Raw genomic sequence first — 12,137 nt, forward strand, 5'->3', positions numbered from 1 at the left:
GCCTTCGTCGTCTCGGCAAATCCTGCAGCCGGCGCAACCGGTCAAGGCGATGGCCAATCCTTGATGTAGGCCTTGAGGAGCTTGTTCTCCATATTGCGTTCTTCGAGAACCGCCTTGGCAACATCGTGAAACGAGACGATACCGATGATCGTGTCGCCTTCCATGACCGGTACGTAGCGGGTGTGCGTATCGACCATCACTCGACGCAACTCGTCGACGTCCATTTCCAGAGTCGCGGTGGGAGGATGGGTATCCATTGCCTCGACGACCAGGATCTCGGCGATCGGTGGCGTCGGGCCAACGCGACGTTCGCTCTGGCGCTTGGCGAGGATCAGCATCACCTCGCGGAAGGTCAGCATCCCTGCCAGCTTGCCTCCCTCCATGACGATGACCGAGCCGATGTCGTTTTCCGCCATCATGATCACCGCTTCGGAGAGAGGCGAGTCGGGTTTGACGGCGAACAGCGCGGTATCTTTGACCTGCAGAACTTCTTTGACCTCCATGTTACCCCCTGGGATAGGAAAGCTGGCTGACGCGCTTCTTGACTGCTCGGGCTGATTCTATCAGATGTCGATCGACATCCGAAAACCTGCTCGTGCCGAGCGTAAACGGATCGTGCGGAGAAGGCACAACGCCCGCGAAGGCGGGCGTTGTGGGGTCGTGCCGGGTGAGAAACGAAGGCCCTGTGGTTAGGCTTTCAGCGCCGCCAACACCTCATCCAGCATCTTCTTCGCATCGCCAAAGAGCATGCGATTGTTCTCCTTGTAGAAGAGTGGATTGTCGACTCCCGCATAGCCGGAGGCCATGCTGCGTTTCATCACGATCGACGTGGTTGCTTTCCATGCCTCGAGTACCGGCATCCCGGCGATCGGGCTGTTCGGGTCGTCCTGCGCGCCGGGGTTGACGATGTCGTTGGCGCCGATGACCATGGCCACGTCGGTTTTCGGGAAGTCGTCGTTGAGCTCGTCCATTTCGAGGACGATATCGTAGGGAACCTTGGCTTCGGCGAGCAGCACGTTCATGTGACCAGGCATGCGTCCGGCGACCGGGTGGATGCCGAAACGAACGTTTACGCCCTTGTCGCGGAGAAAGCGCGTGATCTCGTACACCGTGTGCTGCGCTTGCGCGACCGCCATCCCGTAGCCGGGGATGATGATCACGTTCTTCGCGTCACGCAGCAGTTCGGCGGTCTCCGGCGCCAGGATCGGCACCACTTCCCCGGTCGGTTGCGCGCCTCCAGCCGCGGCAGCGCCGCTGGTGGTTCCAAAGCCGCCGGCGATGACGCTGATGAAGTGCCGATTCATCGCCTCGCACATGATGTACGAGAGGATCGCGCCGCTCGAACCGACCAGTGCGCCGGTAACGATCAGCAGGTCGTTGGAGAGCATGAAGCCGGTCGCAGCCGCCGCCCAACCCGAGTAGCTGTTGAGCATCGACACCACCACCGGCATGTCGGCGCCACCAATGGCCATAACCATGTGCACGCCAAAAGCCAGCGCGATGATGGTCATCACGATCAGGTAGGCCATTCCCTCGCCGGTAGTGTCGGCGTGCAGGAACTGCCGTCCGAAGAAGATGACCACCAGCAGACCAATGAGATTGATCCAGTGGCGTCCGGGCAGCAGCAGGGGGTTGCCGGAAATCTTGCCCGACAGTTTGCCGAAGGCGATCACCGATCCCGAGAAGGTCACCGCACCGATGAGGATGCCGACGTAGATCTCGATTTCGTGAATCGTTTTCTCGGCGCCGCCGAGGTGCGAGGCCGCGATCGGATCAACGTAGGTGGCGAAGCCAACCAGCATTGCCGCCAGACCGACCAGGCTGTGCATCAGGGCGACCAGTTCGGGCATCTGCGTCATCTGCACCTTGCGTGCGGCGTAAAGGCCCACGCTGGCGCCGATCAGCATCGCAAAGATGACCCACACCACGCCGCCGAAGCCGGCAACGTAGGGGCCGAAAATCGTCGCCACGACGGCAATGGCCATGCCGATCATGCCGTAGAGATTGCCGCGTCTGGCGGTCTCCTGGTTGCTGAGTCCTCCGAGGCAGAGAATGAAAAGAATCGTAGCTCCAATGTAGGAGGCGGTTGCCAAGCTGTAAGACATATTCATCGACTCCTATTTGCGAAACATTGCCAGCATGCGCTGAGTTACAGCGAAGCCACCAAACATGTTGATCGTCGCCAGGGCGATGGCCACGAACGCCAGCAGCCGAATCCAGCCGTCAGGCCGGTCGAGACTGCCTCCATCCATAGGTGGCGAAATCTGCACCAATGCGCCGATGGCGATGATGCTGCTGATCGCATTGGTGACGCTCATCAGCGGCGTATGCAGCGCCGGTTTGACGTTCCAGACGACCATGTAGCCAACAAAGCAGGCCAGTACGAAGACCGTGAAGTGGGAGAGGAAGGCCGGCGGTGCTCCGGCGCCGATGAGCAGGAAGAACAGCGCCGCAACGCCGAAAATCACCCCCGCACGTTTCGCCGACGACGGCGCGCCGGGTTTGCCGTGACCCGAGGATTTCGTGGCCGCGGCAGCAGGTTTGGCCGCCGCTGGCTTGGGCGGCGCGGCGGAAATTTTGGGCGCGGGTGGCGGCCAGGTGATTGCGCCGTCCTTGACCACCGTCGTGCCGCGGATCACCTCGTCGTCCATGTTGACGTCGATCGTGCCGTCCTTGTTCTTGCACAGTTCCTCAGTCAGGCGAAAGAGGTTGGTTGCGTACAGCGTGCTCGATTGTTTCGACAGGCGGCTTGGCAGGTCGGCGTAGCCGATGATCGTCACGCCGTGCTTGACGGTGACCGTTCCCGGTTCGGTCAGCTCGCAGTTGCCACCCTGCTCGGCCGCCATGTCGACGATGACGCTGCCCGGCTTCATCGACTGCACCATTTCGGCGGTGATCAGCTTGGGTGCCGGCTTGCCGGGAATCAGCGCCGTGGTAATGATGATGTCGACGTCTTTCGCCTGCTTGGCGAAGACCTCGCGCTGCGCCTTCTGGAAGCCTTCGCTCATCACCTTGGCGTAGCCGCCAACGCCGGAGCCTTCTTCCACGTAGTCGACAGGGACGAACTCGCCACCCATCGAAGTCACCTGGTCGCCGACTTCCGGGCGCGTGTCGTTGGCTCGGACAATGGCGCCCAGGCCCGATGCCGTACCGATCGCGGCCAGCCCGGCAACGCCGGCGCCAATCACGAAAACCTTGGCCGGGGGCACCTTGCCTGCGGCAGTGATCTGGCCGGTGAAGAAGCGACCGAATTGATGCGCCGCCTCGATCACCGCCCGATAGCCGGCAATGTTGGCCATCGAGCTCAGCGCGTCCAGTTTCTGCGCCCGCGAAATGCGCGGCACGCTGTCCATCGCCAGGACGGTCACCTTGCGCGCGGCAAGCTGTTCGAGCAATTCAGGATTCTGCGCTGGCCAGATGAAGCTCACCAGGGTGGCGCCCTCGCGCAGCAAGCCGACCTCTTCGGGCGACGGTCCACGCACCTTGAAAATAATGTCGGAAGACGACCACAAGGCGGCCGTGTCTTCGATAATTTGCGCACCAGCGGCGCGATAGGCGTCGTCGGACACCGTCGCGGCATCACCTGCGCCGGCCTCGACCTGAACAGCGAAACCCAGCTTGATCAGCTTCTCGACGACCTCTGGTACGGTCGCAACGCGCTTTTCCCCGGCTGCGATCTCTTTCGGAACTCCGATTATTAACGGCATTCAGTCCTCCATCTCTTGTCTCGTTGGTGCCAGTGTTCAAAAAAACGGTCCGCAAGCTGCGGAGTTCGCCTCCCGCACGAATGCGAATCGCCAGCCTCTATCCTGAAAACGGTCGAAGAATTTCCCGTTCCGCGGGGCGCGGAACGACCTCCCCCTGGCTTCGGCCTTGCCGGCCGGCACAGACGCCCCCGTCAAGCGCCTAGCGCCCGCAGCTTACCACAAGCGCAAAAAGGAATTCAGCATGCGGAACACCCTGAAAAAACGCCGTTCTATATGGGCAGCCGGGCTGGACGACGAAGGCGGGTTGCTGCGCACTTGCGCCGCCATGGGTGGCGATGCCGGGGGCAGTCATTGCCTTCGCCGTCGGCAGGCGCACCCAGCAAGCTGCGCCTGGCGATCGGCGGTGGAGATGGCGTGAAAATTGCTTGCAGAACGATCTGTGTGCGCCGCGAAGCAACGTTCACAGGCCGGCGATGGTCGCCAGCGCTGTATTTCGGTGCTCGCGCGCGGCTGCGCCGCACTCCGTTGGTGCGGCGCAGCATGTTGAACGCGGGCGGCATTCGGGGTATAGTCGCGGGTCGCCCGGAGTGGCCGGCTAGCCGCCTTCGCGCCCGTTTTTCGTGAGATTGCCGGTGCCACTCGCCCGGGTACATGCAGCTTTGCTTTATGAGGATTCGAGCGTGATCGATTCGACCATACCTGAAAGGCAGGGGCTCTACGACCCCGCCAACGAGCACGACGCCTGTGGCGTCGGTTTTGTAGCGCACATCCGGGGGCAGAAAAGTCACTCGATCATCGAGCAGGGGTTGCTGATCCTGGACAACCTGGATCACCGTGGCGCCGTGGGTGCCGATCCCCTGATGGGCGACGGCGCCGGGATCCTGATCCAGCTTCCCGATACGCTCTTTCGCGAGGAAATGGCCCACAAAGGCGTGCGCCTGCCGCCCGCGGGCGATTACGGCGTCGGCATGGTCTTTCTCCCGAAAGAGTCGGCGTCCCGCCTGGCCTGTCAGGAAGAAATCGAGCGCGCGGTGCGCACCGAGGGTCAGGTCGTCCTCGGTTGGCGCGACGTGCCGGTGGATCACGATCTGCCGATGTCGCCCGTGGTGCGGGCCCGCGAACCGGTGATTCGCCAGATCTTCATCGGCCGTGGTCCGGACATCATGGTCACCGACGCCCTCGAGCGCAAGCTCTATGCCATTCGCCGCAGTGCCGCCAACGCCATCCTGGCGCTCGGGTTGAAGCACAGCAAGGAGTTCTACCAGCCGTCAATGTCGGCGCGGACCATTGTCTACAAAGGCCTGCTGCTGGCGACGCAGGTTGGCGAGTACTACACCGATCTCCAGGATCCGCGCTGCGTTTCGGCGCTGGCCCTGGTTCACCAGCGTTTCTCGACCAATACCTTTCCGACCTGGCAGCTTGCCCACCCGTACCGCATGATCGCGCACAACGGCGAGATCAACACGGTGCGCGGCAACTACAACTGGATGCGCGCGCGCGAGAAGGGCACCTGGTCGCCGATGCTGGGTGCCGATCTGGAAAAGATCTGGCCGCTGATCTACCCCGGGCAGTCCGATTCCGCAGCCTTCGACAATTCGCTCGAGCTGCTGGTCATGGGCGGCTATTCGCTGGCGCACGCGATGATGATGATGATTCCCGAAGCATGGGAGTCGCACACCCTGATGGATCCCAAGCGCAGCGCTTTCTACAAATACCACGCGGCGATGATCGAGCCCTGGGATGGTCCGGCGGCGGTGGCCTTCACCGACGGCCGCCAGATCGGCGCGACGCTCGACCGCAACGGCCTGCGTCCGGCGCGTTATCTGGTGACCGACGACGATCTGGTGGTCATGGCCTCCGAAGCCGGCGTCCTGCCGATCCCCGAAGAGCGGATCGTCAAGAAATGGCGCCTGCAGCCGGGCAAGATGTTCCTCATCGATCTCGATCAGGGGCGCATCATCGAGGATCGCGAGCTGAAGGACACGCTGTCGCACCTCAAGCCCTACGAGGACTGGCTCAGCCGCATCAACATCAAGCTCGACGATCTGCCGGCGCCGACCACGGGGCCGGCACGGACCTACTCGGCGTCGCTGCTCGACCGCCAGCAGGCTTTCGGTTACAGCCAGGAAGACGTCAAGTTCATCCTTGAGCCGATGGCCAATTCCGGCGAAGAGGCCACCGGGTCGATGGGCAACGACTCGCCGCTGGCCGTCCTCTCGAACCGCAGCAAACCGCTGTTCAACTACTTCCGGCAGCTCTTCGCGCAGGTCACCAATCCGCCGATCGACCCGATCCGCGAACAGCTGGTGATGTCGCTGGTCTCGTTCATCGGCCCCAAGCCGAACCTGCTCGGAATCAACGAAATCAACCCGCCGTACCGCCTCGAAGTCGCCCAGCCGGTCCTCGACTTCGACAACATGGCGAAGTTGCGCCGCATCGCCGCGTATACCGGCAACAAGTTCCACTCCGCCGAGCTCGACATCTGCTATCCGCTGGCCTGGGGCAATGAAGGCGTCGAAGCGCGCCTGGCCTCGCTGTGCCACGAAGCCGAGGATCACGTTCATCGCGGTTCGAGCATCCTGATCGTCTCGGATCGTAAGTTCGACGCCGAGCACGTCGCCATCCCGGCCTTGCTCGCCACCTCGGCGGTGCATCAGCATCTGGTCACCAAAGGTCTGCGCACGCGCGTCGGCCTGGTCGTCGAAACCGGGGCGGCGCGGGAGACGCACCACTTTGCCGTGCTCGCCGGCTACGGCGCCGAAGCCGTACATCCCTACCTGGCGCTGGAAACGCTGCAGCATCTGGCCGGAGGCGACGCCGAAAAGGGCGACAAGGCGATCAAGCATTTCATCAAGGGGGTCGGCAAGGGGCTCCTCAAAGTGATGTCCAAAATGGGCATTTCGACCTACATGTCCTACACCGGAGCGCAGATCTTCGAAGTCGTCGGCCTGCAGAAGGCGCTCGTCGACAAGTATTTCACCGGCACCTCGACGCAGGTCGAGGGAATCGGCGTCTTCGAGGTCATGGAAGAAGCCATCTGCCTGCACCGCCAGGCTTTTGGCGACGACGCGGTATTGGCGACGATGCTCGACGCCGGTGGCGAATACGCCTATCGCGTGCGCGGCGAAGAACACATGTGGACGCCCGATGTGATCGCCAAGCTGCAGCACTCGACGCGTACCGGCAAGACCGAGACCTACCGGGAGTACGCGGCTCTGATCAACGACCAGACGCAGCGCCACATGACCTTGCGTGGCCTCTTCGAGGTCAGGGCGGCAGGACCTGCCATCGCGCTCGACGAGGTCGAGCCGGCGAAAGAGATCGTCAAGCGTTTCGCCACCGGCGCCATGTCGCTGGGGTCGATTTCGACCGAGGCGCACAGCACCCTGTCGATTGCCATGAATCGTCTCGGCGGCAAGTCGAACACCGGCGAAGGTGGTGAGGACCCGGCACGTTTCAAGGTCCTCAGCGGTGGCGAGACGCTGGCCGGTGTCATCGGCGCGTCGCGCGTCGAGCGCGATTACCAGCTGCAACCGGGTGACAGCCTGCGCTCGGCGATCAAGCAGGTCGCCTCCGGGCGTTTCGGCGTCACCGCCGAATACCTGGTCAACGCCGACCAGATCCAGATCAAGATGGCGCAGGGTGCCAAGCCCGGTGAAGGCGGTCAGTTACCCGGCCACAAGGTCTCCGAATATATCGGTTTCCTGCGCCACTCGGTGCCCGGCGTCGGCCTGATTTCGCCGCCACCGCACCACGACATCTATTCGATCGAAGACCTGGCGCAACTGATCCACGACCTCAAAAACACCAACCCGAAGGCCTCGGTCAGCGTCAAGCTGGTCTCCGAAGTCGGTGTCGGCACCGTTGCCGCCGGGGTCACCAAGGCCAAGGCCGATCACCTGGTGATCGCTGGCCACGATGGCGGCACCGGTGCCAGTCCGCAGTCGTCGATCAAGCACGCCGGCTCGCCGTGGGAACTCGGTCTCGCCGAGACGCAGCAGACACTGGTTCTCAACCGCCTGCGTGGCCGCGTTCGGGTACAGGTCGATGGGCAGATGAAAACCGGCCGCGACGTGCTCATCGGCGCCTTGCTCGGCGCCGACGAATTCGGTTTCGCCACCGCGCCGCTGGTCGTCGAAGGCTGCATCATGATGCGCAAGTGCCACCTCAACACCTGCCCGGTGGGCGTGGCCACGCAGGATCCCTTGCTCCGCCGCAAGTTCTCGGGCCAGCCCGAGCACGTCGTGAACTACTTCTTCTTTGTCGCCGAGGAACTGCGCGAGCTGATGGCGCAGATCGGCGTGCGCACGGTCAACGAACTGATCGGCCGCTGTGACCTGCTCGATATGCACAAGGGGATCACCCACTGGAAAGCCAGGGGGCTCGACTACAGTCGCATCTTCACCCGCCCAGCGGCAGCCAGCGAGACGCCCGTTTTCCACCAGCAGGAACAGGATCACGGTCTTGCCAGGGCGCTCGACAACGAGCTCATCGCGCTTGCTCGACCGGCCCTCGAACGCGGTGAGAAAGTGGTCATCGAGCTGCCGGTGCGCAACATCAACCGCACCGTCGGGGCCATGCTCTCCGGCCGCCTGGCCGAGCGCTATGGTCACGCCGGCTTGCCGGACGGGACCATCGACATCCATCTTACGGGCACCGCCGGACAGAGCTTTGGCGCCTTCCTGGCGCGTGGCGTGACCCTCGACCTGGTTGGCGAGGGGAACGACTACGTCGGCAAGGGTCTTTCCGGCGGGCGGATCATCGTTCGTCCGAATGCCGGTTTCCGCGGTGAAGCGCTGCACAACATCATCGTCGGCAATACCGTTCTCTACGGGGCAACCGAAGGCGAAGCATTTTTTGCCGGCGTCGCCGGCGAGCGCTTCGCCGTCCGCAATTCGGGTGCCACGGCGGTCGTCGAGGGCGTTGGCGATCACGGCTGCGAGTACATGACCGGCGGAACGGTCGTCGTGCTCGGGATCACCGGGCGCAACTTTGCCGCCGGGATGTCCGGTGGCGTGGCCTACGTCTTCGACGAGGACGGCAGCTTCGAGTCGCGCTGCAACATGGCGCAGGTCTCGCTCGAACCGGTCGAGGAGGAGTTCGCTGCCCGCCAGGGCAGCGACGCCGGCGACGAACTCGAAGGCCACGGCAAGGTCGACGTGCGTCACCTCGGCGTTGCCGACGAAGTCCTGCTCAAGGGCCTGATCGAGAAGCATCATCGCTGCACGGGCAGCCTGCAGGCGCGGCGGCTGCTCGACGATTGGGCGAAGTATCGCGCCAGCTTCGTCAAGATCATGCCGCACGAGTATCGCCGGGCACTCACCGAGATGGCGGCGCAAAAGCAACTGGAGGCAGCATAAGCATGGGTAAGCCGACTGGATTCATCGAGTATCAGCGTCTGGCGGAAGTCAGTGAGCCCGCCCAATCGCGTCTCAAGCATTATCGCGAGTTCATCGTCACTCTCGACGATGAACAGGCCAGCCAGCAGGGCGCGCGCTGCATGGACTGCGGCATTCCCTTCTGCAATACCGGCTGCCCGGTCAACAACATCATTCCCGACTGGAACGACCTGGTGTACCGCGGTCAATGGGAACAGGCGCTGGCCGTCCTGCACTCGACCAACAACTTCCCCGATTTTACCGGCCGCATCTGTCCGGCCCCGTGTGAAGCCGCGTGCACCCTGAACATCAATACCGACCCCGTGGGCATCAAGTCCATCGAGCATGCGATCGTCGACAAAGGCTGGGAAAAAGGCTGGATTCTGCCGCAGCCGCCGAAGGTCAAGACCGGCAAGACCGTCGCCGTCGTCGGCTCCGGTCCGGCCGGACTGGCGGCCGCGCAGCAGTTGGCACGGGTTGGTCACAGCGTCGTCGTTTTCGAGAAAAGCGACCGCCTCGGCGGCCTGTTGCGCTACGGCATTCCCGACTTCAAGATGGAGAAGGTGCATATCGACCGGCGCATCGTGCAGATGGAGGCCGAAGGCGTCGAGTTTCGCGTGAACCACGAGATCGGCGGCAGTGGGCCCGAGGCGATTCCGGCTGAACGCCTGCTGGCCGAGTTCGACGCGCTGATTCTTGCCGGTGGCGCCGAGTCGCCGCGCGACCTGGCCGTGCCGGGCCGCGATCTGGATGGCGTGCACTTCGCCATGGACTTCCTGCCGCAACAGAACAAGGTCAACGCCGGCGATCAGGTTCCGGAGCAGATCAAGGCCACCGGCAAGCACGTGGTGGTGATCGGCGGTGGCGATACCGGTTCCGACTGCGTCGGTACCAGTAACCGGCACGGAGCCCTGTCGGTGACCCAGTTCGAATTGATGCCGCAGCCGCCGGAGAGCGAGAACAAGAGTCTGACCTGGCCGTACTGGCCGCTGAAGCTGCGCACTTCGTCGTCGCATGAAGAGGGCTGCGCGCGCGACTTCGCCGTGTCCACCAAGGAATTCATCGGCGAAAGCGGCAAGGTCAAGGCCTTGAAGATGGTCCGCGTCGATTGGCAGAATGGTCGCATGAACGAGGTTCCGGATAGCGAGGTGGAGATCCCTGCTGATCTGGTGTTGCTGGCCATGGGTTTCGTTTCGCCGGTCAAGAACGGCTTGCTCGAACAGCTGGCGCTGGAACTCGACGCCCGCGGCAACGTCAAGGCGACCACCGATGGCGACGGCTGCTATGCCAGCAGCGTTGCCAAGGTCTTCGCCGCCGGCGACATGCGGCGTGGCCAGTCGCTGGTCGTCTGGGCGATCCGCGAAGGCCGCCAGTGCGCTCGCGAAGTCGATGCTTTCCTGATGGGCCGTTCCGATCTGCCCCGCTGAGCATCCGGCGGCGGCGCCGACGTCGTTGTTCCGGTCTGACGACGAGACGGCGGGCAGCGCCGCAAACTCCGCGCCGTGACTTAGTGCCGGGTTGCGCTTGCCCGCTGCTGCAACAATACGGCCTTGTGGCAGGGGTATTTCGGAATCAACCTGGCGCGCGCGCTTGGCGCCCGCCGGCGAGCGCCGGATACCCGCCACCGAAGGCTGCGGGAGCGCGACACTAGCGCACCGTCCAACTGGCTGTTTAGGGGTGTTCGCCAATGAATATCGTCATTCTCGCTGCCGGCCAAGGCAAGCGCATGCATTCGAACCTGCCCAAGGTTCTTCATCCGGTGGCCGGCAAGGCCCTCGTCGCGCACGTCATCGACTGCCGCCCGCAGCCTCGCTCCCCAGACCATCTGCCTGGTCTACGGTCACGGTGGTGACGCCGTGCGCACGAGTGTCGATGCGCCCGATTTGCACTGGGTCGTGCAGGAACCGCAGCTGGGTACCGGCCACGCGGTGATGCAGGCCGTCCCGCAACTCAGCGCTGCCGAAACGACGCTCGTGCTCTACGGTGACGTGCCGCTGATCCAGGCCGAAACGCTCAGGAAACTGGTGCACGCGGCGCGCGGCGCACTGGCCATTCTCACCGTCGAACTGGCCGACCCCACTGGCTACGGGCGTATCGTGCACAACGCCGCCGGCGAGGTGGTGCGCATCGTCGAGCAGAAGGACGCCTCCGCCGAGGAGCGCAGCATCCGCGAAGTCAATACCGGCATCATCGCCTTGCCCACCGCGCGCCTGGCCGAATGGCTCGCTCGCCTGTCGAACGACAACGCGCAGCAGGAGTACTACCTGACCGACATCGTCGGCATGGCGGTCGCCGACGGCGTGCCGATCCGGACCACGCAGCCGCAAGGGGAGTGGGAAGTGCTCGGCGTCAACAGCAAGGTGCAACTGGCCGAACTCGAACGCGTCGCGCAGCGGCAGACCGCCGAGCGGCTGATGGAGCAGGGCGTGCGCCTGGCCGACCCGGCACGCCTCGACGTGCGTGGCGAGCTGCTCTGCGGGCGCGACGTCTTCATCGACGTGAACTGCGTTTTCGAAGGTCGCGTCGTTCTCGAGGAAGCGGTCGACATCGGTCCTTGCTGCGTACTCAAGAACGCCAGCATCGGCGCCGGCTCGCGCCTCGCCGCCTTCAGCCACGTCGAGGACGCGATCGTCGGACCCGATGGCGTCATCGGGCCTTTCGCGCGCCTGCGCCCGGGGACCGAGCTCGGTGCCGGCGTGCACGTCGGCAACTTCGTCGAACTCAAGAACACCAAGGTGGCCGCACAATCCAAGGCCAATCATCTGGCCTACGTCGGCGACGCGATCATCGGCAGTCGGGTAAATATCGGCGCCGGAACGATCACCTGCAACTACGACGGCGCCAACAAGTTCAAGACGATCATCGAGGACGACGCCTTCATCGGTTCCGACACCCAGCTGGTGGCCCCGGTGACCGTCGGTCGCGGGGCAACGCTGGGCGCCGGGACGACGCTGACCAAGGACGCGCCGCCGGACACGCTGACCATCTCGCGTGCCAGGCAGGTTTCGATTAGCGGCTGGAAACGGCCACAAAAAGTGAAGAAGTGAGCTGA

At 63.7% G+C, this 12,137-nt stretch carries 5 protein-coding genes and 1 pseudogene; 3 read left to right on the forward strand and 3 right to left on the reverse strand.

Annotated elements, in window-relative coordinates; genetic code table 11:
• Nucleotides 1–41 precede the first annotated feature (41 nt).
• From QZ613_RS14955 to QZ613_RS14965, 3 genes are all read right to left on the reverse strand, one after another.
• On the reverse strand, nt 42–503 hold the full coding sequence (locus tag QZ613_RS14955) for a CBS domain-containing protein (RefSeq protein ID WP_043569188.1): 462 nt from the start codon (nt 501–503) through the stop codon (nt 42–44).
• A 186-nt stretch (nt 504–689) separates the two neighbouring features.
• Nucleotides 690–2,105, reverse strand: a complete 1,416-nt coding sequence (pntB, locus tag QZ613_RS14960; RefSeq protein WP_291983050.1) for a Re/Si-specific NAD(P)(+) transhydrogenase subunit beta — start codon at nt 2,103–2,105, stop codon at nt 690–692.
• A 12-nt stretch (nt 2,106–2,117) separates the two neighbouring features.
• Nucleotides 2,118–3,707 carry a Re/Si-specific NAD(P)(+) transhydrogenase subunit alpha gene (locus tag QZ613_RS14965; RefSeq protein WP_043569187.1) on the reverse strand — a complete coding sequence of 530 codons (1,590 nt, stop codon included), beginning with the start codon at nt 3,705–3,707 and terminating at the stop codon, nt 2,118–2,120.
• 680 nt (nt 3,708–4,387) lie between these two features.
• Between QZ613_RS14965 and QZ613_RS14970 the strand changes: the two genes are divergently transcribed.
• From QZ613_RS14970 to glmU, 3 genes and pseudogenes are all read left to right on the forward strand, one after another.
• Complete coding sequence (locus QZ613_RS14970) at nt 4,388–9,067, forward strand: glutamate synthase-related protein (RefSeq protein WP_291983052.1); 4,680 nt, start codon at nt 4,388–4,390, stop codon at nt 9,065–9,067.
• A 2-nt stretch (nt 9,068–9,069) separates the two neighbouring features.
• Nucleotides 9,070–10,512, forward strand: coding sequence for a glutamate synthase subunit beta (locus QZ613_RS14975; protein WP_043569186.1), 1,443 nt, complete (start codon nt 9,070–9,072; stop codon nt 10,510–10,512).
• A gap of 260 nt (nt 10,513–10,772) precedes the next feature.
• Nucleotides 10,773–12,132: pseudogene (gene glmU, locus QZ613_RS14980) on the forward strand (bifunctional UDP-N-acetylglucosamine diphosphorylase/glucosamine-1-phosphate N-acetyltransferase GlmU).
• Nucleotides 12,133–12,137 lie beyond the last annotated feature (5 nt).

This window comes from Candidatus Accumulibacter sp. ACC005 (genome assembly GCF_907163215.1).
Lineage (GTDB): Bacteria > Pseudomonadota > Gammaproteobacteria > Burkholderiales > Rhodocyclaceae > Accumulibacter > Accumulibacter regalis.

What these genes read in the sequence shown, in the direction of transcription:
- pntB (WP_291983050.1), bottom strand. Translation starts at nt 2,105, where the DNA reads ATGTCTTACAGCTTGGCAACCGCCTCCTACATTGGAGCTACGATTCTT.
- QZ613_RS14955 (WP_043569188.1), bottom strand. Translation starts at nt 503, where the DNA reads ATGGAGGTCAAAGAAGTTCTGCAGGTCAAAGATACCGCGCTGTTCGCC.
- QZ613_RS14975 (WP_043569186.1), top strand. Translation starts at nt 9,070, where the DNA reads ATGGGTAAGCCGACTGGATTCATCGAGTATCAGCGTCTGGCGGAAGTC.
- QZ613_RS14965 (WP_043569187.1), bottom strand. Translation starts at nt 3,707, where the DNA reads ATGCCGTTAATAATCGGAGTTCCGAAAGAGATCGCAGCCGGGGAAAAG.